At 42.6% G+C, this 26478-nt stretch carries 27 protein-coding genes and 2 other annotated features; of the genes, 18 read left to right on the forward strand and 9 right to left on the reverse strand.

Annotation, left to right across the window (positions count from 1 at the left end; all coding sequences use genetic code 11):
* Positions 1 to 50 precede the first annotated feature (50 nt).
* Positions 51 to 212 carry a hypothetical protein gene (locus NFR43_RS03605; RefSeq protein ID WP_251546556.1) on the forward strand — a complete coding sequence of 54 codons (162 nt, stop codon included), beginning with the start codon at positions 51 to 53 and terminating at the stop codon, positions 210 to 212.
* A gap of 20 nt (positions 213 to 232) precedes the next feature.
* On the opposite strand, the gene NFR43_RS03610 is transcribed toward NFR43_RS03605, so the two are convergent.
* Positions 233 to 913, reverse strand: a complete 681-nt coding sequence (locus tag NFR43_RS03610) for a DUF554 domain-containing protein (protein WP_251546557.1) — start codon at positions 911 to 913, stop codon at positions 233 to 235.
* 152 nt (positions 914 to 1065) lie between these two features.
* Between NFR43_RS03610 and NFR43_RS03615 the strand changes: the two genes are divergently transcribed.
* The 6 genes from NFR43_RS03615 to NFR43_RS03640 all read left to right on the forward strand — a co-directional run bounded on the left by NFR43_RS03615 (position 1066) and on the right by NFR43_RS03640 (position 7363).
* On the forward strand, positions 1066 to 1359 hold the full coding sequence (locus NFR43_RS03615; protein ID WP_251546558.1) for a hypothetical protein: 294 nt from the start codon (positions 1066 to 1068) through the stop codon (positions 1357 to 1359).
* Positions 1360 to 1454: 95 nt separating this feature from the next.
* A complete protein-coding gene (locus NFR43_RS03620; RefSeq protein ID WP_251546559.1) occupies positions 1455 to 2204 on the forward strand; it encodes a hypothetical protein in 750 nt (249 codons plus the stop codon).
* Between the two features lie 138 nt (positions 2205 to 2342).
* Positions 2343 to 3479 (forward strand): ArgE/DapE family deacylase, encoded by a 1137-nt coding sequence (locus NFR43_RS03625; protein ID WP_251546560.1) that lies wholly within the window; start codon positions 2343 to 2345, stop codon positions 3477 to 3479.
* A gap of 56 nt (positions 3480 to 3535) precedes the next feature.
* Positions 3536 to 3871 (forward strand) — a binding site (T-box leader).
* A gap of 43 nt (positions 3872 to 3914) precedes the next feature.
* Positions 3915 to 4784 carry an amino acid ABC transporter substrate-binding protein gene (locus tag NFR43_RS03630; RefSeq protein WP_407658133.1) on the forward strand — a complete coding sequence of 290 codons (870 nt, stop codon included), beginning with the start codon at positions 3915 to 3917 and terminating at the stop codon, positions 4782 to 4784.
* Between the two features lie 370 nt (positions 4785 to 5154).
* Positions 5155 to 6117, forward strand: a complete 963-nt coding sequence (locus NFR43_RS03635) for a ketopantoate reductase family protein (RefSeq protein WP_251546561.1) — start codon at positions 5155 to 5157, stop codon at positions 6115 to 6117.
* Positions 6118 to 6175: 58 nt separating this feature from the next.
* On the forward strand, positions 6176 to 7363 hold the full coding sequence (locus NFR43_RS03640) for an aminotransferase-like domain-containing protein (protein ID WP_251546562.1): 1188 nt from the start codon (positions 6176 to 6178) through the stop codon (positions 7361 to 7363).
* A 208-nt stretch (positions 7364 to 7571) separates the two neighbouring features.
* Here the strand turns inward: NFR43_RS03640 and NFR43_RS03645 are convergent, their stop codons facing one another.
* Positions 7572 to 8063, reverse strand: coding sequence for a GNAT family N-acetyltransferase (locus NFR43_RS03645; protein WP_251546563.1), 492 nt, complete (start codon positions 8061 to 8063; stop codon positions 7572 to 7574).
* A gap of 159 nt (positions 8064 to 8222) precedes the next feature.
* On the opposite strand from NFR43_RS03645, the gene NFR43_RS03650 reads away from it, so the two are divergent.
* Positions 8223 to 8876 carry a putative quinol monooxygenase gene (locus tag NFR43_RS03650; protein WP_251546564.1) on the forward strand — a complete coding sequence of 218 codons (654 nt, stop codon included), beginning with the start codon at positions 8223 to 8225 and terminating at the stop codon, positions 8874 to 8876.
* A gap of 68 nt (positions 8877 to 8944) precedes the next feature.
* On the opposite strand, the gene NFR43_RS03655 is transcribed toward NFR43_RS03650, so the two are convergent.
* A complete protein-coding gene (locus NFR43_RS03655) occupies positions 8945 to 9463 on the reverse strand; it encodes an acyl-CoA thioesterase (RefSeq protein WP_251546565.1) in 519 nt (172 codons plus the stop codon).
* A 418-nt stretch (positions 9464 to 9881) separates the two neighbouring features.
* Here NFR43_RS03655 and NFR43_RS03660 point away from each other — a divergent pair, with 418 nt between their 5' ends.
* The 4 genes from NFR43_RS03660 (at position 9882) to NFR43_RS03675 (ending at position 13689) form a co-directional block, all read left to right on the forward strand.
* On the forward strand, positions 9882 to 10685 hold the full coding sequence (locus tag NFR43_RS03660) for a DUF4767 domain-containing protein (protein WP_309295931.1): 804 nt from the start codon (positions 9882 to 9884) through the stop codon (positions 10683 to 10685).
* Between the two features lie 384 nt (positions 10686 to 11069).
* Positions 11070 to 12827, forward strand: a complete 1758-nt coding sequence (locus tag NFR43_RS03665) for a DUF2075 domain-containing protein (RefSeq protein WP_251546566.1) — start codon at positions 11070 to 11072, stop codon at positions 12825 to 12827.
* 228 nt (positions 12828 to 13055) lie between these two features.
* On the forward strand, positions 13056 to 13382 hold the full coding sequence (locus tag NFR43_RS03670) for a DMT family transporter (protein WP_251546567.1): 327 nt from the start codon (positions 13056 to 13058) through the stop codon (positions 13380 to 13382).
* A 1-nt stretch (position 13383) separates the two neighbouring features.
* The gene (locus tag NFR43_RS03675) at positions 13384 to 13689 is read left to right on the forward strand and encodes a DMT family transporter (protein ID WP_251546568.1); all 306 of its coding nucleotides are present in this window, start codon (positions 13384 to 13386) and stop codon (positions 13687 to 13689) included.
* Positions 13690 to 13757: 68 nt separating this feature from the next.
* On the opposite strand, the gene NFR43_RS03680 is transcribed toward NFR43_RS03675, so the two are convergent.
* The 4 genes from NFR43_RS03680 to NFR43_RS03695 all read right to left on the reverse strand — a co-directional run bounded on the left by NFR43_RS03680 (position 13758) and on the right by NFR43_RS03695 (position 17696).
* Entirely contained in the window at positions 13758 to 14699 is a 942-nt protein-coding gene (locus NFR43_RS03680) for an L-lactate dehydrogenase (RefSeq protein ID WP_251546569.1), read from the reverse strand.
* A gap of 35 nt (positions 14700 to 14734) precedes the next feature.
* Positions 14735 to 15538 carry a 2-keto-4-pentenoate hydratase gene (locus tag NFR43_RS03685; RefSeq protein ID WP_251546571.1) on the reverse strand — a complete coding sequence of 268 codons (804 nt, stop codon included), beginning with the start codon at positions 15536 to 15538 and terminating at the stop codon, positions 14735 to 14737.
* A 196-nt stretch (positions 15539 to 15734) separates the two neighbouring features.
* Positions 15735 to 15971, reverse strand: a binding site (T-box leader).
* A 354-nt stretch (positions 15972 to 16325) separates the two neighbouring features.
* On the reverse strand, positions 16326 to 17291 hold the full coding sequence (locus tag NFR43_RS03690; protein ID WP_251546573.1) for a hypothetical protein: 966 nt from the start codon (positions 17289 to 17291) through the stop codon (positions 16326 to 16328).
* Positions 17292 to 17351: 60 nt separating this feature from the next.
* Positions 17352 to 17696, reverse strand: coding sequence for a helix-turn-helix transcriptional regulator (locus NFR43_RS03695; RefSeq protein WP_251546575.1), 345 nt, complete (start codon positions 17694 to 17696; stop codon positions 17352 to 17354).
* 165 nt (positions 17697 to 17861) lie between these two features.
* Between NFR43_RS03695 and NFR43_RS03700 the strand changes: the two genes are divergently transcribed.
* On the forward strand, positions 17862 to 18632 hold the full coding sequence (locus NFR43_RS03700) for a sulfite exporter TauE/SafE family protein (protein ID WP_251546577.1): 771 nt from the start codon (positions 17862 to 17864) through the stop codon (positions 18630 to 18632).
* Positions 18633 to 19180: 548 nt separating this feature from the next.
* Positions 19181 to 19444, forward strand: a complete 264-nt coding sequence (locus tag NFR43_RS03705; RefSeq protein ID WP_251546579.1) for a hypothetical protein — start codon at positions 19181 to 19183, stop codon at positions 19442 to 19444.
* Between the two features lie 63 nt (positions 19445 to 19507).
* Here NFR43_RS03705 and NFR43_RS03710 read toward each other — a convergent pair whose 3' ends face one another.
* Together NFR43_RS03710 and NFR43_RS03715 are read right to left on the reverse strand one after the other, a co-directional pair.
* Complete coding sequence (locus NFR43_RS03710; RefSeq protein ID WP_251546581.1) at positions 19508 to 19846, reverse strand: fluoride efflux transporter FluC; 339 nt, start codon at positions 19844 to 19846, stop codon at positions 19508 to 19510.
* Positions 19843 to 20217 (reverse strand): fluoride efflux transporter FluC, encoded by a 375-nt coding sequence (locus NFR43_RS03715; protein ID WP_251546583.1) that lies wholly within the window; start codon positions 20215 to 20217, stop codon positions 19843 to 19845. The genes NFR43_RS03710 and NFR43_RS03715 overlap by 4 nt, the downstream gene beginning before the upstream one ends.
* Before the next feature lie 330 nt (positions 20218 to 20547).
* Here NFR43_RS03715 and NFR43_RS03720 point away from each other — a divergent pair, with 330 nt between their 5' ends.
* The 4 genes from NFR43_RS03720 to cydC are packed head-to-tail and all read left to right on the forward strand — an operon-like array spanning position 20548 to position 26478.
* Positions 20548 to 21981, forward strand: coding sequence for a cytochrome ubiquinol oxidase subunit I (locus NFR43_RS03720; protein ID WP_251546584.1), 1434 nt, complete (start codon positions 20548 to 20550; stop codon positions 21979 to 21981).
* Positions 21982 to 23001, forward strand: a complete 1020-nt coding sequence (gene cydB / locus NFR43_RS03725; protein WP_251546585.1) for a cytochrome d ubiquinol oxidase subunit II — start codon at positions 21982 to 21984, stop codon at positions 22999 to 23001.
* The gene (cydD, locus tag NFR43_RS03730; protein WP_251546586.1) at positions 22998 to 24713 is read left to right on the forward strand and encodes a thiol reductant ABC exporter subunit CydD; all 1716 of its coding nucleotides are present in this window, start codon (positions 22998 to 23000) and stop codon (positions 24711 to 24713) included. Before cydB ends, cydD begins: the two co-directional genes overlap by 4 nt.
* A complete protein-coding gene (gene cydC / locus NFR43_RS03735; RefSeq protein WP_251546587.1) occupies positions 24706 to 26478 on the forward strand; it encodes a thiol reductant ABC exporter subunit CydC in 1773 nt (590 codons plus the stop codon). The genes cydD and cydC overlap by 8 nt, the downstream gene beginning before the upstream one ends.

Below are 26478 nucleotides of genomic sequence, written 5' to 3' on the forward strand. Positions count from 1 at the left end.
CACATGAATTACCAACTTTTTTGCGTCTTTAGATGATGGAGGGATAAAAAATGAAACATGCAATTATTCAAGGGAATTCTCAGGCTACGATTGAGCTGATGATGCAGGCCGGTTACTCGGCCACTGAGGTGGAAGCCATAATTGAGGTCTTAGAGTCAGTTACAAAGAAGCAAGCGTCACCGGTCATGCCTGCTTCAAATCAGGTCACTTAGTTGTTAGTGAAAGAGGTGGCTTAGATTAGCCTAAGGATAATAAAGAAAATTACTGGGACAATTAAGGCGGGAAGCATATCGACGGTTTTGAATTCACGGATTTTTAGTAGTGAGAGGCCGGCCGCGATGATCAGAATTCCACCAACAATCGACATTTCAGTGATGAATGCCGGTGAAAAGAAACTTGCGGATAGAAATTTCGCAATTAAGTAGATTATCAATAACCAGCCAAAAATCAGTGGTGTTTCTAACAACATGCCCCAACCGAAACCCGCGCCAAAGATGATGGCACAGACTAGCGTAAACATGGCATTGGTGTATAGCATTGTTTGGTTACCAGAAGTGGCTGCGTAGACGGGCCCTAAAATTGCTAAAGCTCCAATGCAATCAAGGAAGGTCGCTGTCGCGATGCCTTCGCCGATTTTAGTGGAAAAGTGAGAGTTTAACCATCTGTTTGACCGCTCGTCTAATTGGAGTGCCGTGCCAATTGGAAAGCCAATCGCCATGCTAATAATAAAGAGGACGGGGTAATGACTTTTGGGAAGGGTTGCTACGACGGTTTGCATGCCCACACAAAGGGCTGCAAAACCTAGTACCATCCAGAGGGCATTTTTGTAGCGCTCGGTCAGAAAATGGCGCACAATCACACCGATAGCCGTCCCAAACATTACCGCACCTGCGTTCGCAAAAATACCAATCATTTTAAAATCACTCCATTCATAAAAAAGCGCTTCTCTCATTTTACCGGGGAAGATTTTTAAAAGCAATCGGATTTGTCGCGACAATTAATTGACATCGTAGCAGGTGGTTCGCTAAAATTTGATTTGACAATGTTGATATGGAGGATCAAACAATGCTGGATCAAGTGTATCAGTTAACGAATCAGGGTCAGGTAACGGTTGAAAAAGCCGATGGTGAACAATTGACCTTTAGTAATGGTGGTGTTGATGGCGAATTTCAAGTGTTTGTTGGCGATTTGGACCCCGTTCCGGAATTATTCCAACCAGTTGGAGAATTACCGACTGGAAAATACGTGGTCAAAGGAATTGCCATTGGCAAGGACATACCTGAAATTCAATTAGATGGTCACTACATTGTCTACGGTAATCCTGAAGATGGAAATGTGATGCTTATTAAGCAAAAATAATCTTGCGATTATGGTGACCGTATGGTAAAACATGGCTGCAAGGGTTGGCTACCCTTGACCAATATTATTCTACAAAATAGATGGGAGAACTTTTCATGACTAAACACAACGCAAGTACAGCACAAGAATACAACCAAAAGGGAATTAAGCTGGCCGCAACTGGCAATCCTCAAGAAGCACTGAAGCAATTTGATCAGGCCATTAGCCTGAACTACAGTCCACTGTATTTTGGTAACCGGGCAATGATTCAATTTGCGGGAATGCCAACGGCAGGTGAGGATCAGCAGCATACGATGGATGTTAAGCCTCGCCAGGCTGCAGATGACTTTATGATTGCGGCCTTACTGCTCTTTGAACGTTATTCTGAAGTGAATGCGAAGGATCCGGTAACTCCTGGTCAAGCAGCGACGTGGGGCGCCGGAATCATGACCTACCTTTATGGTGCTGGTTGTATGATGTTTATTGATAATAATCCACTAGTCAAGCCTACGAGCGAGGATTATTATGCAATTGATTATTTTAAGAATTATATGATTTCGTTTGTCGCTGAAAAGAGTGCTTCGCAAACTTTCAATTCCTGGATCGACATGGATAAGGCCTTCGTGACCTTCTTAGGAAAAATGGCAGAAAGCGACAAGGCTAAGCAACCGGTCTTTGATCAAATGACGAATGTGCCTTTGGAATATGCAAAATTGCTGTCTGATCCAAATTATTTGAGTAATGCTCGTGAAGATGTTCAACATGTGCTTGGTCATGGCAACCGGGTTGATGAGTTCCGGGTCATGGATCGGACCTTGTTTGGTGACAACCACAAGGATGACGATTTGTACTTTGAGAACCAATAATGCAATTAATATTAACGACGTGTTCATTACGTTTCACTAACGTGATGGGCACTTTTTTGCTTTAAGGCCTTTACAAACCTTGCGGAACGGTATAGAGTAATTCATTAATTAAAATTTAATGAGAAAGGAGTGGTGTTCATGGATGACCAAGCAAAGGTTGCGTTACTTCAAAGGGTAATTCAATTTAATACCGTCAATGGTAATGAACGAGCGCTGGCCGAGTTTTTAAAAGGGGTGTTGGCACAACATCATATCGACAGTCAGCTGGTGGAATTTGCAGACCAACGGGCCTGTCTGGTTGCAGAAATTGGTGATCAGCCTGGCAAGGTGTTGGCGTTTGCCGGTCACATGGATACCGTGGCGACTGGTGATCCTGATAAATGGCAATACCCACCGTTTTCCGCGACGATTAATAACGGGAGTGTGTATGGTCGGGGCTCAGTTGATATGAAGGGCGGCCTGACCGCAATGGTAATTGCCCTGATTCAAATGAAGGAAGCTGGGTTACCCAAGCAGGGCAAGGTTCGCCTCTTGATCTCCGTAGATGAGGAAGTTGGCGGGATGGGGTCAATGCTGCTCACTAAACGGGGTTATGCTGACGATCTTGATGCGATGGTAATGTGTGAAGCTAGTTCGGGTCAGCTAGAATACGCGCACTGTGGTTCTTTTGACTACGAAATTAAGTCTTTTGGTAAGACTGCCCACAGTTCTCGACCAGACTTGGGGATCAATGCGGTTGCCAACCTCGCCCGGTTTATTGATGGTGAACGGACGGCCTTTGATGATACTGAGGAGAGTCCAGTCCTGGGCAAGGTTATTCACTCGGTAACCGTTTTCCACGGGGGCGACCAGCTTAACTCAATCCCTGACTATGCCTTCTTAAAAGGGAATGTCCGGACCGTTCCTGAATGTAATAATGCCGAAACTCAACGCCGCCTACAGAAGGTTATTGACGAATTGAATGCGCAGGGAGCAAACCTGAAATTAAAAGTGATTGCTAGCTTTGCGCCGGTCGTGACTGATCCGGCTGATCCATTTATTGACATCGTTCAGCAAGCCGCAGCGATGGTAACAGGTAATGAACCGCAAGTGATTGTTTCTCACGGGGCGACCGATGCTTCCCGTTATTCGCTTGGCAAAAAGCCATTTGCTTTCGTTGAGTATGGCCCTGGTGATGATGATCAATCTCACCAGATCAATGAGCACCTCAAAATTGCTGATTTTTTGCAAGCACCAGCTGTTTATCAAAAAGTAGCTGAGAAATTTCTAATTTAATTCTCATAATCTATTGACATTCTCTAATAAGGCGACTATATTTAATGTCAATATTTGAAAAGACGTTCAACAGACTTAGTAACCAAGAAGGTTGTTTAGAGAGGGCGCGGTTGGTGTAAGCGTCTCAACTGACTTGGCGAAACACATCTGCTAGTCGAATTTCCGAACAGAGTAAGAAAAACCGGGGAGTCCGTTATCGCCACGAGTTTATTAATTGAACTTACTAAGGTTGCCTTCGTGAGAAGGTAATAGCCGCGAGGTGGAACCGTGGAGACGCCCTCGTTACCAGATTGGTAACGGGCGTCTTTTTTGTTGAATTAATGAACTTAGTGAGTCAATTTGTCGTGAGACAGTTGAAAAACAAGGTGGCACCGCGTGTTAACGTCCTTGAGAGTAAAGCTCTTGGGGGCGTTTTTTGATTGGAGGAGAATTTTTATGAAATGCAAACAAATTTGGAAAATCTTGATGATTATGGCTGTGAGCCTTGTTATTTTACCAATCGCTGGTTGTAAAAAATCAGCTAATCCAACCTACCGGGCGAATCACGTGGATCAGTGGTCCCGGATTAAAAAGTCAGGGAAGCTCAATATTGGGGTGGATGATAGTTTTGTACCGATGGATTTTCGAAAAAAGAATGGCCAACTGGTCGGCTACGACGTTGACTTATCACGAGCAGTTTGCAAGGTCCTGGGATTAAAAGCCAACTTCCAGTCCATCGACTGGTCCATGAAAGAAACGGAATTAAAAAACGGGACGATTGATGTCATTTGGAATGGTTATACTGCGACATCAGAACGGCAAAAGAAGGAAGCCTTTAGTCGGGTATACGAACGGAGCGGACAATCGCTAGTGGTCAAGAAAAATTCTGGAATTAACAGTTTTGCCGACATGCGGGGGAAGAAAATTGGTCTCCAAGAAGGGTCGACAGCCTACACTGATTATTACAAATATCCAAAAAAGCTGAAGGATTATATCACTGGTAAACCCGTCATCTACCAAGATAATGATTCAGCTTTCATGGATCTCAAGGCCGGTCGGATTCAAGGGGTACTTTCTGGAACCATTTACGCTGGCTACTATGCTAGAAATCTCGCTAAGAGTAATGCCTACAAATTGATTGGGAGTAATGTCTTTCCTGAAGATCGGGTTGCTGTCGGCATGCGAAAAGGTGATAAAACCCTCGTAAAGAAAATTAATTACGCTTTGGGAGTTCTCCAAAAAAACGGGACCCTTCGGCGGATTAATAAAAAGTGGCTCGGAATAGATAGTAATTACCTTGGTCCAAGCAATGAAAATAAAAATTAAAAAATAATTAGAAAAGCGTTGACATTTTCTAATGCTATGACGTAGAATCATACCAACAATTAAATCTGATCAATAAAATGGTTGTGATGGATTAACCGAGGAGTTGAATCACAGAGAGTACCGCGTGAGTGAGAGGGTATTTGAACTCCTGGGTGAAAGATCATGATTGAGTAGTCACTTTCCGAGGTGACTTGGTGGCACCCACTATCGTGCAGCGTATCGTAGGCTTTCGCTTACCGTACGTTGGAGGCTTTGGGTGCAAACCTAAAGTGAAAAAAGGTGGTACCACGTGTGAACGTCCTTTGTTCAAGTAATTGAGCAAGGGGCTTTTTTTATTGGTCAAAACAAAAATGAGAGAGGAAGAGAGATTATGAAATACGGAATTATTGGTGCAGGTGCAATGGGGTATCGTTACGGAGTCATGCTTCAAGAGAACGCAGGCGTAGATGTCGATTTTATCGATACCTGGGAACCAAACGTGGAAAAAGTACGTGAGCAAGGTGGGGTCTCGGTCGCCCGTGATCACGAGAATCGGCAGATCGTACCAATTAATATTTATTATCCAGAAGAATATGATGGTCACCCAGACGTCTGGATTATTTTTAAAAAGCAAATGCAACTGGCAGATGAACTCAAGCGCGATGCCAAAGCGGGAATCTTTCATGAGGACCAATATGTTTTTTCCGCGATGAACGGGATGGGTCACTTTGAGAAAATTGCCCAGTACTTCCCTAATGATCAAATCATCTGTGGGACGGCGATGATTGCTACTCGCCTTGATGAACCAGCGAACGTTGATTTTATGGGCGCCGTCAATTCTGAGGTAATGCATATGGCGCCATACAATAATCAGGAGCCCGATGAAACGATGACGAACGTCTTTAATGACTTTAAGGCGGCGAAGCTCGGACCGGTTTGGGCAAAGGAATGGAAGGGCATGTGTATGTCAAAGGTGGTCTTCAATGCCGTTTGCAATACGCTTTGTACGATGTTTGAAATTCAAATGGGCCAATTCATTGCATATGATGGGGTAAAGAAGATGGCACGACAACTTTTCGATGAAGCTTTCGATGCCTGTGAACGCGCCGGTATTTACCTAATTGAAACGCGTCAACAAGAAACGGATTCGGTGATCGAAGTTTCCAAGGCTTACAAGTACCATTACCCATCGATGTACCAAGACTTTAGCAAGGGCCGACCAACCGAAGTTGATTACATTAATGGCTACATCGCGAAGTTGGGTCGGGAAAATGATTATATCTGCAAAACCCATGAATTTGTGGTTCAGGAAGTCCACCTTGCTGAAACGATGCGCCAATTCCACCAGCAATAAATATTGGAATTAACTGAAATGGACAAACTATCAATAACCTAATCAAGGAGGATTAATTATGGCTAATTACAAATTTTCTGCAGCAGTTCCAGAAGGCACGGTTGATACGGTTGGTGAGATTTTAAAAGTGGCTGCGTCACCAAACGTTATTTCATTTGCTGGTGGCCTGCCAGCGCCGGAATTATTCCCGGTAAATGAGTTAAAACAGGCCACGGACCAAGTCTATGACACTTCAGCAGAATCTGCATTGCAATACACTAACTCAGAAGGGTTTAAAAAGCTGCGTGAAATTCTGGCTAAGCGGATGGCAATTCGTGGTGTTGACTGTACGGCCGACAACATTGCAATCACCACTGGGTCCCAACAGTCGATTGATCTGATTTCTAAGATGTTTATCAACCGTGGTGATACGATTATTGTAGAAAAACCAACCTACATGAGTGCCCTAGACGTTTTCCATACCTATGGGGCCAATGTTGTTGGAGTTGATATGGATGATCAGGGAATGAAGATGGATGCCTTAGAAGCGGCTCTTCGGCAAAATCCGGAGACAAAGTTCATTTATACCGTCCCGACCTTCCAAAATCCGACCGGACGGACGATGCCGGTGGCGCGGCGGCAGAAAATGGTTGAGTTGGCCAAGGAATATGATGTGGTGATTATCGAAGATGACCCCTACGGTCAACTTCGCTTTGCGGGGGAACCAGTACCCGCGGTCAAAAGTTTTGATACCGATGGACGTGTTTTCTATCTCAGTACCTTTTCCAAGACATTGACTCCCGGGCTGCGAACCGGCTGGGTTGTCGCTGATCCGGACTTCATTAAGCAATTCACAATCATTAAGCAATCGGCGGACCTGCACTCGGACAACGTTTCCCAACAAGCGATTGCGGACTTTTTAACTGACTTTGATATTGATGAACACATTGCCAAAATTCGCGAAGTTTATGGGAAACGTCAGCGGTTAATGATGGAATGCATTGAAAGAGACTTTCCAGTGGGGGTTAAATACAGTCATCCTGAAGGTGGTTTGTTTATTTGGGTGGAAGTTCCTGGAAACGTTAACACCCAGGCCCTCTTTGACCAATGTATCAAAAATAATGTTGCTTTTGTGCCAGGTGAACCATTTTTTCCTGGAGAAGTGATTCCGGGAACCTTCCGCCTGAATTTTTCCAATATGAGTGAGGATAAAATTAAGGAAGGAATTGCTCGTCTGGGGAAGGCGATTAAAGAATTTCAAGGGTAAATTTTAAATTAATATTTAGGCAGTTATGACGCTTACTATTAAAAATAGGGGTATAGACCAATATAACCACATAAGCTGTTTGATATAATCAAGCAAATTAGGCATTGGTAGTAAATAGTGTTAAAATAACTATAACTTAGAGTGAATAACTTTAAGTTCATACCAATTAGCTTCCTCGAATAAGAGCCTTGTTCGAGGGAGTTTTTCTTTAAAAATTTTTGCCGAAGATTAGCAGAGTTCGAAGCTGACCATTGATTTCTGAAATTTGGGGAAGGCGGCCCCATTGTTGGTAACCCGCACTAGTAAATAGGCGTTGACTAGCGAGATTTTCATTGTAAACATAGGCGATGACGGTTTTAATGGCTAAATGGTGCTGAACCTGTTTGTTAACAAACGAGAGAAGCTGTTTGCCAAGGTGCTGCCGTTGAAAGTGGTTGTCGATATAAATCGCGATTTCAGCAGAACGGTAGTAGGCTGGGTGGGGATAAAATCGTTCCAGAGCACACCAGCCAACGATTTGCTCAGCAGTTTGGATTACCCAGATTGGGTGAGTGTCATCAAATTGCTGAAACCAAGTCTGACGGTCCGTAACTTCTAACGGCGCCGTGTCGTCATTGACCATCAATGGAATCGCTTGGTTAAAAATCTCGACGATCGCCGGAAGATCAGTGCTGGTTGCTGGACGAATTCGATATGACATGTGATCACTCCTTTACTTCCTAATTATGGAATATTAATGAAATTTAGCAAGAAAATGATTCCATAAAAATTTCAAATTCACATTTAGGGACCTTTTACTGGCCGGGTTGATTTTGCTATAATGAGCGTATTATAGCTTTCGAGAGAGATAGAGGAAATTATGAAAGTTCTTAGCAATTCAGTAGTATTTAACATGTACCGGATGACGGTCGATGATAATCAGCGAAGTACCTTTAATGAAGTAGGAAAGCGAAATATGGTGACTTCGCTCGCCATTGAGAACGGAACTTTGGCCATGTACAATACTAGAGATAATCAGGGTGATAATTTAATTTTTGAATTGTATCAAGACGATGCTGCTTACCAAAAGCATTTGCAGTCAGCCCAATACCACGATTTTAAGGAAGTGGCGACGACGGCGGTGACCAAGAGTGAGGCAACCAGCCTAGTACCTCAATTTTTAGCGGAGCAAGACGTTTCCTTAAACGCTACCACTGATAACAATATGTGGGTTAACATCGTACGCTTTACAGTCAAAGATGGTCAGGGGTACGCTTTTGGGCAAATCCTGGCAGATTATTTGAAGGAAGCCATGAAGACGGAAACCGAAATTCTGGCCTGTTATATTGCTCAAGTCAAGGATGACCCGAACCACTGGATTACTTTCCAAGTTTTCCAAAATGACGGGACTTTTAATAACTACGTGAATTCTGATAGCTTCCACCGGGTTCAAGCTCAGTTAGCGCCGTTGATTGAAGAGCGGAAAATGGAACAACTTGATGGTCAGGTATTAATTAATCAAGGACATTATTAAAATTAAAAAGTGAACACCGATCGTGTTCACTACAATAGCCATGGGGTTCTCAGTAGAACCACATGGCTTTATTTTTGACTTGTTTTCCATGGTTTTTTCGTGCTAATGGACTTGATAAAGGAGCTGTCAGCCTTCTTTGCTGTAGTTCGAGCTTGCTTGCGTTGTAAGTAGTCCGCGATGACCGTGTGCTGCTCATCATTTTCTGCCACTACTTCATCATAGGAAACTGATTTATGTGGGTCTTCCACTACAAATGTCATAAAACAGGTAAAACCGAGGAAACGTTCACCAGTCATCAGGTTTTCACCAACAATTTTCACAAAAACTTCGATGGAACGGTGGCCAATTCCAGAGACATAGGCTTCCATACACATGGAATCTTGGAGATGGAAGGGGCGAATAAAGTGGATATGGTCTAATGAAGCGGTGACCACGGTTGATCGTGCGACCTTCATTGCTGGAATGGAAGCTGCTGAATCGACAATTTCCAGGATGCGCCCACCAAAGACAGTTTGATGTTCATTGAGGTCCCGGGTTAAGACCCGGTGGATTGAAACTGATAATGTGTCATTACAAGTAATTTTCATGGTAAAAATAAGCCTCCGAATTATTTTTGTTAATTTTAGCACGGGTAATGGGCAGAAGTTAACGAACATCAACGATGAATCATTATAACCAGCATAACGTGCTAACCTCACGAAACTAAAAAAGCCCCGCTGAATAGCGGAGCCTGAACAAAGCATGATCAGTTTTAATAGTAGATATATCTGGTAATCCTTGTTCAATTGCGGTAACTAAAAAGATGATGTTTCCCATCTTTTTAGCGATGATCATTTTAGCAAGTTGGATAAGTGGTGGCAATAGTTAATTTTTTATCTTTGTATCGGTGGTTGGACTATTTTTACTGAAGAAAAAAGTCTTTTACTGAAATTATACAAAATGGAAGAATTAATCCATTATAATGGTATGGCAATACATTTGAAACGTTATTTTTGGGAGGATCTTGTGAAAAAATCACGGTTATCTTTATTGGCAGTAGTCGCCGTTTCATCACTATTTTTAACCGGATGTGGACAAAGTTCGGCCACCAATCATAGTACACAAGCTAGTTCGTCGAGTAAGAGTAAGGTTGCTAATTCGACCAGCGGTGCCACCGAAAAACAGTCTAATGCATTATGGAATCAGAGTAAGGATCAGCAACTACTTAGTTTTATGAATCAATGGGCACCAACGATGGGACAGTCATACACCAAATATGATGGCAAACATGATTTAGCGACTAAAGCGGGCATGCATTATCCAAGCGATTTAAGTAAAACTACGGTAAATGGTTCGAACTCTTCAATTGGCTGGTCATCAAATGGTAAAGGTCAATATGATTACAATGTGGTGGCCCTTTATAATTATGACCGGCCGGGCAACGCTGCCACCCACATTACTTATGCCTTTGCTTTTCATAATGATCAACCAGTAGCATTAGTAGAACAAAGTACGAATGGGACTCCTGATTGGACACAAACGAAAAATACGGATGTTGAAAGCAATTTTGAAAAAATTGCAACCGGAAAGGAAGCTATTAAGAGCAACAAAAATTCTTCAGCATCAAATCAACATGACTCTTCCAGTCCAAAGATTTCTAATGCCCAAGATGCTGTTGCGTACTTAAAGCAGCAGCGTGGTAATGGTAATTACATAATTCAGCACGGAACTTTTAGAATGTCTGATAATCCTTACGCTACAATTACTGATACTGATTCTGGCACCACTTACTATGTCTATGCAAATGGTACGATCAAAGAGCAAGAGTAGCGAATCTAAACGGGGGTAGAAGATTAAATGAATGATCGAAGGTTAACGATTTTAGCAGTTGCGTTACTAGTTCCACTAATGACTGCCTGTGGTGCTCAAAACAGATCCACAAATAGGAGCAGTTCACAAGCGACTTCATCGAGCTACACAGCGAATTTTAAAGTCGCCAAAAAATTAGTATTAATTTGTCACCAGATGATCCTGATTATATTCCACCTACTCATGATCCAGAGAGTTGGAAATAACACTGAAAATTGAATTACGAAGAAAAGCAGACCGCTATTTATTTATAGGGTCTGTTTTTTTGCCGAACATTGGTGCGCTTACTGTCCATGTTGTAAAATAAAGAAGTAACTAAACTTAATCATGCGAAGGTTCTTAATCATGAGTAAAGATATCTCAAGCCCAATTATTTTCGAAACTAAATACAATCGACAAGCTGCTAGTAGTCTCGATCAAGAAATTACTAGTCAAGTGACTGATCCGGATCAACAAAATTTTTTGATTAATTTTCCAACTGTCTATATCATTAATCAAAACCAGAGAAAGACTGATCCTCAGTACACCGTTTACGTGGGTGAAACGAACGATATTCAGCGTCGAACTTTGCAACATCTCGATATTGATCCTCGTTCTCGTCAAGACTGGAAGCAATTCGCGGATGGTAACAATGCAAGAATGTATGTGATTGGCCACCAGCACTTTAACAAGTCGCTAACTTTGGACATCGAAAACCGCATGATGCATTACTTATCGGGGGTCAGCACGGTTGCCCATCTAAATAATCGGCGAGAAAATGCACAAAATGACTACTATCCGGCGGATGAAATGGTGCCGATCTTCAACCGAATCTGGCGGAAGCTGCATCATAAGTTATCCCAATTATTCCAATCACAACGTTTAATCGAAGAATCAGCGCTATTCAAGGCTTCGCCGTTCCATAAGCTCACCAAAGCTCAACTTCAGGCGAAGAATCAAATCCTCACAATCGTTGATCAAGCTTTACGGACAAATCAACAGAGTCAATTGGTACTCGTAGAAGGCGAAGCTGGTGCTGGTAAGACGGTTTTAATGAGTAACATTTTCTATGACCTTGCCACGCGGGATGACAATTCACTTTCCGTTGCGATGATGGTCAACCACCGTCAGCAAGAAAAAGTGTATGAACAAATCGTTGCTAAATTAGGTTTGCATGATAATGCTAAAGTAATTAAAACCACCACTTTTATTAATCAAACATCACCAACCGAACCAATTGATATCGCCTTTGTGGATGAGGCCCACTTGTTACTAACACAACGCAGCCAAGCCTATTATGGTCATGGGACAAATGAATTATTAGATATTGTCAAACGAGCCCGGGTGGTGGTCGCTGTCTATGATGAACACCAAATTCTGCATTCGAGTCAAATCATTGAAGCGGATGATCGAGCTAAAATTGAGCAGTTAATTGACTACCGAGTTGAATTGAAAAACCAAATGCGGATTGATGCCTCTCCTGCAATGGTGGCTTGGTTACGGAATATGATTGACAATCAAAGAATTTCTAAAGCCCCGTACGATCCGAAATATGATCTGCGCGTCTTTGATGATCCGGCGAAAATGCAGGCAGCAATTCAGCAAAAGGCGCGGGTGGATGGTGAAAATGGCATTAGTCGCATGCTTGCTACTTTTGACTGGCCATATTCGAGCGCGAAAAAGCAAGATTATCGCTTGTGGGAAGTTTCTGAAGGCGATTGGCATATGCCTTGGAACCTCCAGGTCAATCCCAACCGAGAAGATAAACGTCAAATCAGCGGTGTTAAATACTCTGATCTTTCATGGGCTGAGCAACCGCATACGATTAAGGAAATCGGGTCCACCTACACAATTCAGGGGTCTGACTTGAATTACGCGGGCGTTGAGATTGGTCCATCCGTGAAATATCGTCGCGGCAAGATTGTTTTCGATCCAGACAGCAGTTCCAACAAAAAAGCGATCCAAAATCGTAAAATGCATGATGATTCAAAGCAAAACTTTGCGGAACAATTGTTAAAAAACGAATTAAATGTGTTGCTAACGCGAGGTGTTCATGGCCTGTACCTACATGCGGTTGACCCGGCGTTACAAAAGGCACTCAAGAAAGCAGTTAAAAATAAATAGATGCTTGACAGCTAATTTTGACTTTAATAATCTTCTAATCGTACAGTTAAATCAATCAAATTCATCAGAGAGTTTGTAAATACGAGCTGGATAAGATGCTGCATTCGCAGAATTTTATCCAGCTTTTTTAATGAGTGATTGAAATGAAATTTATTGTAACGGAAGATATTTGGCAGAAATTGCCAGATATGTATGTTGGGGTAGTAATTGCGAAAGGGGTTTAAATTAATGAATCGAGGCTGGTTTTACGTAATTATTGGTGGCTTTTTGGAAATTTTTTGGGTACTGGCACTCAAATTATCCCATAATTTTACGGTACTTCATTATTCTGTAATAACAATTGTGCTTGTAATGGTCAGCTTTTACCTCTTTTCAAAGGGCATGGAAGAATTACCTTCAGAAATCGCCTATACGGTGTATACCGGAATAGGCGCCGTGCGGACCATCATTTTTGGCATTCTCTTTTTGCACGAGACAACTTCATTACCCAAATTGGGATTTGCGCCTCTTTTGATTGTCGGAATTTTAGGCCTGAAAATGGCATCGGAGGAATAAAATGGGGTTTGGATACTTGATTATTGCTGGACTATGCGAAGTTGGGATAGTTTATTCTCTAAATCGAAGTCGGGGGTTCCACAATCTCACCTGGTCTCTGGTGACGCTGATCGCAGCGACAGCAAGTTTGATGAATCTATCATTTTCAATGAAGACCCTTGAGGCGGGAGTTGCTTATAGCATTTGGGTAGCCTTTGGTTTGATTATTTTAGGACAATTCGTCTTTAACGAACATGTTAATCATCAACAAATGTTTTTTATGGGTCTCATCATAATCGCCGTCGTTGGCTTGAAAATATGGGGCTAACAACAAAAGCCTCAGAATATCCTGAGGCTTTTGTTGTTATTAGCTTGTTAGAGAAAACTGGCAACATTCTAATTGCCTTGTGCAGCCCGTTCTACTTCGGCTTGGAGACGTTCCTTGATGTACTTAGCTGAGGTGGCTAATTTATCTTTTTCTTCATCTGTCAAGTCTAACTGAAGTTGTTCAAGGATCCCGTCGTTACCAACTACTGCCGGATAGGAGAGGTAGGTTCCGTATTCTTCACGATAATTGGAGACAGGCATGACTGTTCTTGAATCACTTAGGACGGCGTTAACTAATTTGACGGCCGCTGTGGCAACTCCATAGTTCGTATACTTTTTACCTTGGTAAACTAGGTAACCTCCTTGGCGCGCGCGTTCTTCCAGATCGGCCAGGTCAAGCTCACGCTTTTTGACTAGTTCCAACAGTGGCTTGCCTAAGACCCGGACCGTTGACCAAGCGGTAAATTGTGAATTACCGTGCTCACCGAGGTTGAATCCATCAACTGACCGAGGATCAACGTGGAGAGTTTCGCCAACCCGAGCACGCATCCGCGAAGAATCTAGCAGGGTACCAGTACCCATGACATGTGCCTTCGGTAACCCTGTTAATTTTTGATACATCGAAGTAATCACGTCACAGGGGTTCGTGATGACAACGAGTTTGCCGTGAAAACCGTTCTCGACTAGTTTTTTAGCAACTAATGGGACCTGCGTCCGGGTAAATTTAAATTCGGCGAAGCGATCATGGTCAGGTGTGTCCACCAGCTTTGATTTACCTAAGGCAGAAACGACTACTTCGCAATCAGCCAGTTGTGAATCATCATTGACCGTGAGGTTGGTATGCGAGGGTAAGTTTGGGAGGGCATCCCGGAGGTCGAGGGCATCTGCCTGTGCTTTATCCGGGGCCGTATCAAATAATGCCAAATCATCCGTGAAACCACCAGAGACGAGATAATGAGCGACGGTGGCCCCAACGTGTCCCATACCAAATACTGCTACTTTTCTTGTCATAGTAATAACTCCCTTTCTCAAGTAAATTTAGAAGATTAGTCCACAACGGTTAAATTGACATCACCAAAGTCATGGTCAAATTTAGCCGACCAGGTACCCGTGGTTAAGTGAGGTGGTAGTAAAAAGGTTCCCGAGGAGACCAATTGACCCTTGGCAAATGACTTACCTTGTTCGTGAAGTTTCTTGACTAGCCAAGCGAGGGAATTGAGTGGGTTGCCCAAGACCTCGCTGGATTTACCCGTTAGTACTTTTTTGTCGTCATGATATAAAGTGACATTGACATCAGCCAGTTCATCGGCGTTGGAGAAGACCTCGTCAGTCGGCCGTTCAGTTCCGTACACCACGAAGCCACCGACCGCACAGTCACTCATGACGTTGTACTTGTTTAAATCTGGAAACCAGTCGGCAAACCGGCTATCGGGCACTTCGACGGTGCCACAAACGGTAGTTTTCTTCATCAAATCATCCAATGAATCGCTAGGCAGTAAATCTTCGGTTGCTCGGAACCCTAATTCAACCTCTAGGAGTGGCGCCATCGTTTGCTTGGCAAGTGATAGTTGTGCTGGTGCTGGTAAGAAGTGGGCATCGACTTGTTGACCATAAAGTGGACTATCAGAATCAAACATGTCTTGGGTTTCTTTGCTCGTTAAAGAGACCTTGTAACCACCGGTGGGCAACCGTTTGAGTTCAGCAAATTTATCTTGCACTGCGTAGGCGGTGTCGTCATCAATGACGACGCCTTGCCAGTCATCCATTAAGAGTGGTTGTTTGCTTTCGTATGCATGTGCGAGTGCTTTGGCAAAGGCAAGTTGTTGGTCAGTTAAATGTGTTTCGGTCATTGTAAATTCCTCCTTGATCCCAATTGTCAAAAATCGTAAATCAAAAGGATTACGAAGAAATACTGACAACTAGGAATTTATTGATAATTACTGAGCTGCGTTAAATTGTTAATCTCGCTAATGTCACTGTCTGCCATGACCACCACCACCTTTAAATAACTAAAAAAAGCGTCCTTTCAGTCTCCATATGGGAAACTAAAAGGACGCTGTGCACGTGGTACCACCTTTTTTCACGACCGAAGTCGCCTTAAATAACTTCTCACCAATGAGAAATTATCCGGCACTGTAATGGGTGCTACCAATATGCTCTACTGGAATTCGTTCGACATATCACTCACGAGTGATAAGAGAATCAATCCTGATTACTGGTTTGCACCAACCACCAGCTCTCTGCAATTCAGTATTAATCTCTGTTCTCGATCAACGTGTTCAATTTGTGTTATTGATTGTCTAGTAGAATAACAGGTGCATTTTGAAAAAGCAACCCTAAGATTAGAAAAAGATGAGTAAAATCTAATTTAATCGTAAACAAAAACCCGGGAATTGGCGATCCCGGGCCAAATGTTATTCTGGTTAATTGCTAAAATCGGTGCGCTCGTGATTTTAGTCCACAGAAAGGGTTACAAATAATACTAGTAGGATTTGGATTTGGTTAAATCTAGTACGTCAATGAATAACATTTCTGGTATTGTACCGGAATGTTAATCGTTTGACAATACCTAGATTAAATAAGCCCATTAAAAATAAAGAGCCATGCGCTATGTTAAGCAGTCCGTGTGGGTGATCATTACATAAAGTATTTTTCGGTTGGGTAATTGTATTTAAATTGTTGACCCTTAGCCAGATTAAAGAAATTGTGTGCAAAGAAGAGGTCAAGAACCCCTAAACCATAATTGTAGACGAGAATGCGTTCTTGATCGTTTTGACGACCAGGATTTTGCCCCTTCAAGACATCACTGACGTTGGTTAAGGACTTGAACTTATCAAAGTTTTTAAAGCCACGGATTTGTTTAATTTCATCAGTAAACACTTTGTCAAAGAAGAGGTCACAATTATTAAAACCAGTTGTACAAATTGGAATGACGGTAACTCCTTCCTTGAAGTATTGGTCATCCACAAAATCTTCATCGGCGCGGGTAACGGCAGAAACGACCAAATCTGCGTCATCAACAGTTTCATCATATGTATCACAGTAAACGAAGTTGACATTAGATAAGTGGGCAAAACGCTTCGCGAAACGTTTTTCTTGGTTGTGGTGTTTGAAGAGTTTGATTATTAGCTGGCGGTCGTCACCATTATCATGCAACTTGGCCATAAAGGTGTCGAGAAAGACTGTCATAATGTTACCCAGTCCCATCAAGCTAATAACCTGGAAGTCTTTTTTGGTGAACAAGAGGGCAGAGTGGGCAGCCGCCGCACCAGTGCGGAGAGTCGTTAAGTATTCACCATCAATTACACCTTTAAGCATTCCGGTACTAGCGTCGTAAAGGAGCATTTCACTCATCATGACTGGACGGTGTTCATTTTCTTTTAACAAGTGGCGACCAATCATTTTCACCGTTGCCAAATTGAACTTATCCGACAAGGCAGGCATGATATTAAAATAACCATCGTTGGCTTGACTAATGTGGAGTTTGGCGGGCATATCGTAATTACCCTTATTACGCATGGTTTCATCAACCCAGTTATACCAAGTTAATGGAGACATTCCTTCAGCAACTTCTTTAACTTCATCAAAATCAACAATTTTCATTTCATTACCTCCATCGCAAGTTTTTGAGGTGCGAAAATTACGATTGAAGGCACACTAAAATTACGAGCGGCTATTCAAAAGCCGCTTGATATACTTAAGGTCTTCAGCTGAGATTGGTTGACCGTTAAAAGTAAAGGTGATGCGGTCATCGTTCAAATCGACGGTCTTTCCCTGGTGATAAGCAGGAGACTGTCCAGATAACGAATGATTCATAATCTCCCCAATTTTAACGTTAAAGATTTCTGCCAATTTTTCGAAAGCCTTCATGCGGGGAACTTTCATGCCAGTTTCCCAATTTGAAACTGTTTGTGGGGAAACGCCCATTTTGTTGGCTAACTGTTCCTGGGTCCACCCGCGCTGGCAACGTAATTTTTTAATTTGTGTATCAATCGAATTTTCAATCATGATGATCCTCTTTAAATCATTATATAACTTAAAGTTATTAATAACAACTTTAAGTTATAAGGGCTGGCAGCAACCGCTATTATAGCCACAGGGATGGCCCTACCACTTTAACTGCAGGCGGTGCTATAATAATCAGGTTAATTTTTGTTAGAAAAGAGTTTTTCGATGATGTCATTACCTTCGTTTTGGGTAATTATTTACCTAATTTTAGGTGGAATTTTAGCGGGAATTTCGGCTTCTGCGGCTTCCTTTGCTTCTTTGATTTCCTATCCACTGTTGTTAAGTGTTGGTATTCCGCCGGTTTTTGCCAACGTGACAAATGATGGAGCCCTGATTTGGAATAGTTTAGGGTCGATCTTGTCCTCACTAAAAGAATTAAATGGCCATTGGCGTGAAGTCTTCTATTATGCCTTCTATACAGTGATTGGGTCTGTAATTGGTTGTTTCTTACTGCTACGTTTTCCTGGGAAAGTGTTTGAACGGGTGGTGCCGTTTTTTATCTTGCTCGCTGCCGCGATGATTATTATTTCAGGACACCACCAGCCTACGTTGCATGAACGGACGCCTTCGGTGATGATGAAAATCTGGTCGCCAATTGGGCTCGTCCTTGTAGGGATTTATGCGGGATACTTTGGCGCAGCCAGTGGGATTGTGGTTTTGGTGCTATTAACGTACGTAATGAACGAAAACTTTATGGTTACCAATGCAGTCAAAAATGCTGTTGGAGCATTCACCAATTTGGTAGCTCTGATTATCTACGCGTTGACCTCGACAATTTACTGGTTTGATGCAATTCCAATGGCAGTGGGGATGTTCATTGGTGGGTACATTGGTCCGATTATCGTTCGCCATGTTTCCGCAACACTAATTCGCTGGGTTATCGCCATTTTGGCCGTCATCCAAGCAATCATTTATTTCAAACAGGCTTACTTCTAAATTAATGATTTATTAACTCGTCCTTCCTTCACGGATAGGCGAGATTTTTTAGTTAAGAAGGTTCTTAACTGACATTACAATCATATGATAATTTTTTAAACCCCTGTTAATCCCTCAAAACCAGAGCTTCAATCGTCAACCATTTTAAAAATATTGAACGGCTGATTATTGGATGTTAATGTAAAAGAGAATTTGGGGAAATGGGGGATTTTGTAAATGAGCTATCAGCATTGTTTGAGTTACCTATGAACCGCTTTTTAACAGTACATTATATGAAGGAAATTTCACTTAATACCTTTAACTAGTTTATAAAATTAGGCCGTCTAGACATTATCGCGGGACAAATGAATGAGATTCATCAAACGCGAATTCGTTTCTCTCACATGACTTTACGCGATTTCACAAACACTCGGGTATAATTTTCTTTTTGATTTAAATTGTTAAATATTTATAGATTTTGCGATTTTTTGCTAAAAAAGATTTTATTTATTTTACATTTGATCTACAATAAGTATAGAAAATGATAATTAGAGATGGGAGGTAATTGCGTGACTCATCATTTGAAATTCAAAGCCAATGACTATAACTTTATCCGAAAGACTTTTCCTGATTTATACGATCTACTTTGGGATCGGTCCAAATCTGTCAATAATGAAGAGTATGTGACTGTTGATGACCCGAAAACATATGATATGCTTTCATATGCGATTGCCCATGCTACTACTTCAGAACTTGGCGAAAAGGGACTGAGTTCTAATGGTGTGCGACTCCAGGAAGCCTGGGATTATGCCATTCGCGATTACGAAGATTAATTTAAATGTTGAATGACCGATACAAACCAGTCAATAGACTGGTTTGTATCGGTCATTTTGACTTTATAACAAGAATCCGAAAAACGCTAAGCTAATTCCACCACCGTACGATAAACAGAAGTACGTGATCAGTGTGAACCATTTTCTTTCATCAATTAACGAAATCAGTTCAGTATTAAATGTTGAAAAAGTGGTGAAACCACCCAGGACGCCCACTCCCCAGAAGGTCATCCGCGGATCAACCGGCTGTAATTGGTGAATGAGGAGGCTCAGAATGAATGACCCACTTAAGTTAATTATCAAGGTAGCGAACGGCCAATCAATCCTGAAGAGTTTCCAAAGTGAGGTGGTTAGATACCTCAACAGGGCGCCAATTGCGGCACCACAACCAGCGATGATCAATGCCGATTCCTCCTTCCGATTTGTCGAGCAAGCCAAAAGCCCAAGCTGGCCATCAGCAGACCACCACCAGCGCTAATTACGAAATAGGTGATTGCACTGCTGAATTGTTGGGTGGCTAGTTTTGCTGTCGTACTGGCAAAGGTCGAAAAAGTCGTAAAGGCGCCAATGAAACCAGTTCCTATACCGACAGTTATCCATTCTGCAAAAAGGCCCCGTTCAATCACGTAGTAGGTTAAAAAAGCGAGTAGGAAGCAGCCCAATAAGTTGGCCAGGATGATCCCAGAATTATTGAACCACTTACTCAGCAAATAACGACAAATTCCGCCGCAAAAGCCAAAAATAGCAACACCAATTAGGTTGCGTAATTTCATAATTCCATCTCCTTATGCTAACGATTTAATCATATCAAAATTTGTATTAGGCGGCCAATGATCGTTCAAACATTGATCAAATGTTCATATGTTTGTAAAGAATGGTTGTGTTTAGCCACTTTATTAACTGCTGATAAGTACGACGGATAACATTAATTATGTAAAACTATCGGGTCTAGTAAACATAACACAGGATTTTTTCTATAAAAGCTTTGCTTTTAAACTTGAATGATTGAGGTGGAAGGGCTACACTTTAGATGAAATTATTAATACTTATTAAGCGGTTGATAATTTCGTTGTAACTCACTGTAATCGAGGGAGGAATTAACAATGAATATTGTTAGTTTAGCTCGTTTCCAGTTCGCGATGACAACGGTTTTTCACTTTTTCTTTGTACCTTTCTCAATTGGAACGGTCTTTGTTGTTGCGGTTATGGAATCGATGTATGTCCACACCAAGAATGAAGCCTATAAAAAGATGGCTAAATTCTGGGGTAATATTTTCATGTTAAGCTTCGCCGTCGGGGTAGTCACCGGTTTAATCCAAGAATTCCAATTTGGGATGAACTGGTCTGATTACGCCCGGTTTATGGGGGACATTTTTGGTGCTCCATTAGCATTTGAAGCTTTGCTGTCATTCTTTATTGAATCGACATTTATTGGTCTCTGGGTCTTTACCTGGGACAAAGTCAAGAAAGGTTTGCACTTATTCTTTATTTGGATGATTGTCTTCGGGACAATGACTTCTGCGCTGTGGATTTTAACAGCTAATGCCTTTATGCAACACCCAGTTGGTTACACGCTCCGCAATGGACGCGCGGAAATGGCTAATTTTGGTGCTTTATTGACTAATCCACAAGTAATGTACGAACTCAGTCACGTTTTGATGGGCGCTCTTCTTACTGGTGCTACCATCATTACAGGGTTAGCTGCTTTCCAATTACTGAAGAAGCGGTCATTATCTGACGAAAACAAGAATATTTACCACAAGACCATGCGGGTTGGACTTTGGTTAATGCTGATCTTCTCACTTGGTAGTATCACTGCTGGTGATTTGCAGATGCAATACTTAATCAAAGAACAACCAATGAAGTTTGCGGCTACCGAAATGGTTTACAAGACCACCGGCAAGCAAGCTCCATGGACGGTTGTTGGGGTAGCCAATCCGAAGACTCACAAAGTTTACGGTAACCTTGACATTCCAGTGATGCTGAGTGTGCTGTCCTACCATAAGACGACTGGCTCAGTTAAAGGGATGGAAGAAGTTAATGCCCAACTTGAAAAGAAGTACGGGACTAAGATTGCTAACCACAAGATGAATTACTATGTTCCAGTGAACACCTTGTTTTGGAGTTTCCGTGTGATGGCCGGTTTTGGTGCTTTAATGTGCTTAGTCTCTATCGTTGGTCTGATTATGACGCGTCGCAAGAAGCAGACACTATACGAACATCGTTGGTGTCTGTGGGTCATGGCATTGATGACCTTTGCACCATTCCTTGCTAATACTGCAGGGTGGTTGATTACCGAACTTGGTCGGGCACCATGGACAGTTTATGGACTCTTTACAATCCAACAAAGTGTTTCGCCAAATGTTTCGGTTGCTTCATTATTAACTTCTAACATCATCTACTTTGTACTCTTTACGACCTTAGCAATTATCTTGATCAGTTTGATTGTTCGCTTCTTACGTAACGACCCTGTTGAATACGTGGCTGCTCAAGCTGACAAGAAGGCCACAGATCCATTTGCAAAGGGGGCCTTCTAAATGTCATTTTTACAAGGTTTATGGTTTTTGTTAATTGGTGTTCTCTTTAGTGGTTTCTTCTTCCTTGATGGCTTCGATTATGGAGTCGGCATGGCAGTGGAAACCTTAGGACACAATGAGGCCGAAAAGTCACAGATTATTCGGACAATTGGGCCAGTTTGGGATGGTAATGAAGTTTGGCTTATCACCGCTGGTGGGGCGCTCTTTGCTTCCTTCCCATATTGGTATGCAACCCTGTTTTCCGGCTACTATCTGATTTTGCTCTTTATCCTCGTGGGGTTGATTTTGCGTGGTGTTTCTTTCGAATTCCGCTCTAAAAGCTCACTAGAAAAGAAACCAATTTGGGATTGCATTATGTCAATTTCTTCATTATTGGTTCCATTCTTGTTTGGGGTAATGTTCATTTCTATGATCAAAGGGATGCCAATTGATGCCAATGGTAATATCTCTGCTCACTTCTTTGACTACTTTAACTGGTTCTCAATCGTGGGTGGCATTGCCTTAGCATTGTTGACTTATCTGCATGGTTTAAACTACATTACTTTGAAGACAACGGGTCCAGTTTCTGAACGGGCACAAAATTACGCTCATGCACTCTACTGGGTTCTCTACCTCGGTGAAATTGTCTTTGCATTGTTACTCTTGTTCCAAACCGACTTCATCAAAGTTCACCCAATCCTAACTTTGTTGTGCTTAGTATTAATCGTGGGCTTCTCAATTTGGGCACACGCGGCTACCTTTGCAAACAAGCAAGGTCATGCATTTACTGCTAGTGGTTTAACGCTTATTTCTCTGGTAGCACTGATTTTCTGCGGGTTATTCCCACGGGTCATGATTTCATCAATCAGCAGTAAGTATGATTTGGTAATTCAAAGTGCTTCATCATCTCATTACACATTGATTGTCATGACGATCGCAACCGTAATCTTAGTGCCTTGTGTTCTTGTGTACACGATTTGGGCATATTGGATTTTCCGGAAACGAATTGAAATGCCCGCAATCGGGAGGACCGATGCATGATTGATCAACACCTATTTCAACTCGCGGGTGCCAAATCAATTGCGAAAAGGCTTGCGGGACTAGATGTTCTGCAAGCCTTTTTGATTATTGGCCAGGCGCTGTCCCTTGATTGGGTTTTGACGACCTTATGGGAGGGACACCAGCTTGACTGGTTGGTGTTAATCGTTTTTGTTGGTTGCTTTGCTGGTCGTCAGGCTCTCAATTGGCTTAGTGAACACTGGCTCGATGATTATGCTGGACGCACCAGCCAGAACCTCCGTCAGCAATTGTTGAAGAAGATCTTTGACCTTGGCCCTGCACTTGTTCAAAAGCAGGGGACCGGTAGTACGATCACGATGGTGCTAGATGGTATCAACGAGGTTCGCGACTATATTAAGTTGACCTTCACCAAAGTGATGACGATGATGATTGTCCCAGTTTTGGTTTTGATTGCGATGGCCGTCCTTGATTGGCGTTCGGCATTAATTTTACTTGTAATGTACCCATTAATTGTCCTGTTTATGATTATTTTGGGTAAGGCCGCTCAGGCCAAAGCAATTAAGCAATTTGGTAACTTTCAAAAGCTCTCTAATAACTTTATTGATTCGTTACGGGGGATTGGCACGCTCAAGTATTTTGGCCTGAGCAAACGGTATTCGAAGAGTATTTACAATTCTAGTGAATTGTTCCGCCACCGGACGATGCGTGTGTTACGGATTGCGATGTTGTCCACCTTTGCACTTGATTTTTTCACGACCCTTTCAATTGCCGTCATTGCGGTTTTCCTGGGTTTTGATCTGATTGATGGGAAAATGAATCTTTTCCCGGCTCTCGGAATTTTGATTCTGGCTCCAGAATATTTTCTTCCCATTCGAAACTTCGCGGGTGACTTTCATGCGACCTTGAACGGCAAAAATGCCTTTGGTAAAATTCGCCAGCTAATTGCTACTCCGGATCCAGAAGTAGCTGCTGTGCCAGTTCACCAATGGACGGATAGTGATGAATTGCAGATAGATGATTTGGCTTTTCATTATCAAAATGGCATGCACATGATGCCACTATCACTTCGGGTTCATGGTTACCAAAAAATCGGTATTATCGGGATGAGTGGTTCTGGGAAAACAACACTAATTAATCTCTTGAGTGGTTTTTTGAAACCGGATAGCGGTAAGGTGACTATTCAAGGCCAAACAGCGTCGACAATGCATATTCCTGGTTGGCAGGGTCAATTAACGTATATCCCCCAAACACCGTATGTCTTTACGGCTAGTCTTCGTGACAATATCGCCTTCTACACCCCAAAGGTGAATGATGATCAAATCAGGGAAGCCATTCATGTAGTTGGGCTCGATGACCTTTTGGAAGATTTACCTGACGGGCTCGACACCATTATCGGGTCTGGGAAACGAGCATTATCTGGTGGCCAAGCCCAACGAATCGCGTTAGCTCGAGCTTTTCTCGACCAATCGCGGAAAGTAATGTTCTTTGATGAACCAACTGCCCACCTGGATATCGAAACTGAGCTTGATTTGAAAGCGCGGATGTTACCTTTAATGAAGGACCATTTGGTGTTCTTTGCAACCCACCGGCTGCATTGGATGGCACAAATGGATTATATTCTCGTGATGGATCATGGAAAATTAGTTGAGCAGGGGACCTACCAAGATCTTCTTCACAAAAATGGTTACTTTACTGAATTAATTCAACGAATGCGAGGTGAGGACAATGTTTAAAAAAATACCATTTTTACGCGCTTTCAAGCACGATCAATGGGTCAAACCATTTCTCAAACGGTATCGTTGGACACTGTGCCTTGCCATTGCGGTCGGCATTATTACCTTTATCTGTGGTGCGGGGCTGATGTTTTCAGCTGGCTTTTTGATCAGTAAGTCAGCGACTCGACCAGAGAACATTCTCTTGGTTTATGTGCCAATCGTCTTAACCCGGGCCTTTGGGATCGGTCGGCCAGCGTTCCGCTATGCTGAACGACTTGTTTCTCACAACTGGGTTTTGAAGATGACCTCGCAACTACGGAAGAAATTGTATGATGTCTTGGAACACGATGCCGTCTTCTTCAATAGTAAGTATCAGTTAGGCGATATTCTTGGCCTCTTGTCCGATGATATTTTCCATATTCAAAACCTGTATCTCCGCACTCTGTTCCCAATGTTTGTTGCGTGGGGCTTGTACGCGGTGATTGTAATTGCCTTTGGTGTCATTTCCCCGCTCATGGGACTTTGGATGTTGATCGTTTTTGGTCTCATCATTATCGCCATTCCTGTGTGGTCCATTTTGGTGAACGGGGCTCGTCAGGAACGAGAAAAGGAATCAAAGGATCGCCTATATGTTGACTTGACAGATAATGTTATGGGAGTAACCGATTGGATTCTGGCTGGCAGGAACCAAGAATATTTGGACGAATATGTGAATGATCAACAGGTGGACCGGCACACCGCCCGTGAAATGCATCATTTTGAACACTTACGAGATTTTCTTCTGCAAATGTTGTACTTATTAATGATTGTTAGTGTCATTATGTGGGGAGCAGGTAAGTTTGGCGGCCACTTCGGTGGGAGTGCCAACTGGATTGCGGCCTTTGTCTTGGCCTTGTTCCCCATTGTTGATGCCTTTATTCAGCTCCCGACTGCTGCGCAAGAAACTAACGTTTATACCAATTCATTAGTCCGGTTAAACCAGCTCAGTAAGCGTGCAGAAAACCAACAAGCGGACCAAGCATTGATTACTTCACCCTTGAGATTAGTTGCTCAAGATGTTCACTACACTTATCCAAATACAGATCGTGAAGTTCTAGCAGGTATTAATCTGCTGATTCAACCTGGTGAGAAATTAGCGATTCTGGGACGAAGTGGTTCAGGAAAGAGCACCTTGGCTTCACTGCTTCGTGGTGATCTCAAACCGACTGAAGGTACTGTAACGTTAAACGGGGTGGCGACTGATGAATTTGGTGATCAAATCGCTGATTATATTGGTGTGATTAACCAGAACCCTTACCTTTTTAGTACGACGATTGCTAATAATATTCGCCTTGGCGATGAGGAGGCGAGTGATGACCAAATCTGGTCGGTCTTAGACCGGGTTGGCTTAGCGGAAATGGTCAAATCTTTGCCTCATGGCCTGGATACGATGGTCGATGAGGCTGGTCTTCGGTTCTCTGGTGGTGAACGTCACCGCTTAGCACTCGCACGAATTTTGCTGAAAAATACGCCAATCGTCCTTTTGGATGAACCAACGGTTGGGCTTGACCCGATTACGGAGCAAGCAATCATTAAAACATTTATGCAACAATTACAAGGTAAAACTTTGCTCTGGATTACCCACCATTTGCAAGGCGTTGAACAGATGGATCAAGTAGTCTTTCTCGAGGACGGCCATCTAGTAATGCAGGGGACACCCAGTGAATTATGGGCAACGAACCAGCGCTATCGGGAACTAAAAAAGGCCGATCAGGGAATAATTTCCGATCAGCCGAATAGTTAA

Origin of the sequence: Limosilactobacillus caecicola, from assembly GCF_943192935.1 — a bacterium.
Taxonomy (GTDB): Bacteria; Bacillota; Bacilli; order Lactobacillales; family Lactobacillaceae; genus Limosilactobacillus; species Limosilactobacillus caecicola.

What these genes read in the sequence shown, in the direction of transcription:
- NFR43_RS03615 (WP_251546558.1), top strand. Translation starts at nt 1,066, where the DNA reads ATGCTGGATCAAGTGTATCAGTTAACGAATCAGGGTCAGGTAACGGTT.
- cydC (WP_251546587.1), top strand. Translation starts at nt 24,706, where the DNA reads ATGTTTAAAAAAATACCATTTTTACGCGCTTTCAAGCACGATCAATGG.
- cydB (WP_251546585.1), top strand. Translation starts at nt 21,982, where the DNA reads ATGTCATTTTTACAAGGTTTATGGTTTTTGTTAATTGGTGTTCTCTTT.
- NFR43_RS03675 (WP_251546568.1), top strand. Translation starts at nt 13,384, where the DNA reads ATGGGGTTTGGATACTTGATTATTGCTGGACTATGCGAAGTTGGGATA.
- NFR43_RS03695 (WP_251546575.1), bottom strand. Translation starts at nt 17,696, where the DNA reads ATGATTGAAAATTCGATTGATACACAAATTAAAAAATTACGTTGCCAG.
- NFR43_RS03670 (WP_251546567.1), top strand. Translation starts at nt 13,056, where the DNA reads ATGAATCGAGGCTGGTTTTACGTAATTATTGGTGGCTTTTTGGAAATT.
- NFR43_RS03610 (WP_251546557.1), bottom strand. Translation starts at nt 913, where the DNA reads ATGATTGGTATTTTTGCGAACGCAGGTGCGGTAATGTTTGGGACGGCT.
- NFR43_RS03640 (WP_251546562.1), top strand. Translation starts at nt 6,176, where the DNA reads ATGGCTAATTACAAATTTTCTGCAGCAGTTCCAGAAGGCACGGTTGAT.
- NFR43_RS03620 (WP_251546559.1), top strand. Translation starts at nt 1,455, where the DNA reads ATGACTAAACACAACGCAAGTACAGCACAAGAATACAACCAAAAGGGA.
- NFR43_RS03700 (WP_251546577.1), top strand. Translation starts at nt 17,862, where the DNA reads ATGATGTCATTACCTTCGTTTTGGGTAATTATTTACCTAATTTTAGGT.
- NFR43_RS03630 (WP_407658133.1), top strand. Translation starts at nt 3,915, where the DNA reads ATGAAATGCAAACAAATTTGGAAAATCTTGATGATTATGGCTGTGAGC.
- cydD (WP_251546586.1), top strand. Translation starts at nt 22,998, where the DNA reads ATGATTGATCAACACCTATTTCAACTCGCGGGTGCCAAATCAATTGCG.
- NFR43_RS03645 (WP_251546563.1), bottom strand. Translation starts at nt 8,063, where the DNA reads ATGTCATATCGAATTCGTCCAGCAACCAGCACTGATCTTCCGGCGATC.
- NFR43_RS03655 (WP_251546565.1), bottom strand. Translation starts at nt 9,463, where the DNA reads ATGAAAATTACTTGTAATGACACATTATCAGTTTCAATCCACCGGGTC.
- NFR43_RS03720 (WP_251546584.1), top strand. Translation starts at nt 20,548, where the DNA reads ATGAATATTGTTAGTTTAGCTCGTTTCCAGTTCGCGATGACAACGGTT.
- NFR43_RS03665 (WP_251546566.1), top strand. Translation starts at nt 11,070, where the DNA reads ATGAGTAAAGATATCTCAAGCCCAATTATTTTCGAAACTAAATACAAT.
- NFR43_RS03690 (WP_251546573.1), bottom strand. Translation starts at nt 17,291, where the DNA reads ATGAAAATTGTTGATTTTGATGAAGTTAAAGAAGTTGCTGAAGGAATG.
- NFR43_RS03635 (WP_251546561.1), top strand. Translation starts at nt 5,155, where the DNA reads ATGAAATACGGAATTATTGGTGCAGGTGCAATGGGGTATCGTTACGGA.
- NFR43_RS03625 (WP_251546560.1), top strand. Translation starts at nt 2,343, where the DNA reads ATGGATGACCAAGCAAAGGTTGCGTTACTTCAAAGGGTAATTCAATTT.
- NFR43_RS03680 (WP_251546569.1), bottom strand. Translation starts at nt 14,699, where the DNA reads ATGACAAGAAAAGTAGCAGTATTTGGTATGGGACACGTTGGGGCCACC.
- NFR43_RS03685 (WP_251546571.1), bottom strand. Translation starts at nt 15,538, where the DNA reads ATGACCGAAACACATTTAACTGACCAACAACTTGCCTTTGCCAAAGCA.
- NFR43_RS03715 (WP_251546583.1), bottom strand. Translation starts at nt 20,217, where the DNA reads ATGAAATTACGCAACCTAATTGGTGTTGCTATTTTTGGCTTTTGCGGC.
- NFR43_RS03650 (WP_251546564.1), top strand. Translation starts at nt 8,223, where the DNA reads ATGAAAGTTCTTAGCAATTCAGTAGTATTTAACATGTACCGGATGACG.
- NFR43_RS03605 (WP_251546556.1), top strand. Translation starts at nt 51, where the DNA reads ATGAAACATGCAATTATTCAAGGGAATTCTCAGGCTACGATTGAGCTG.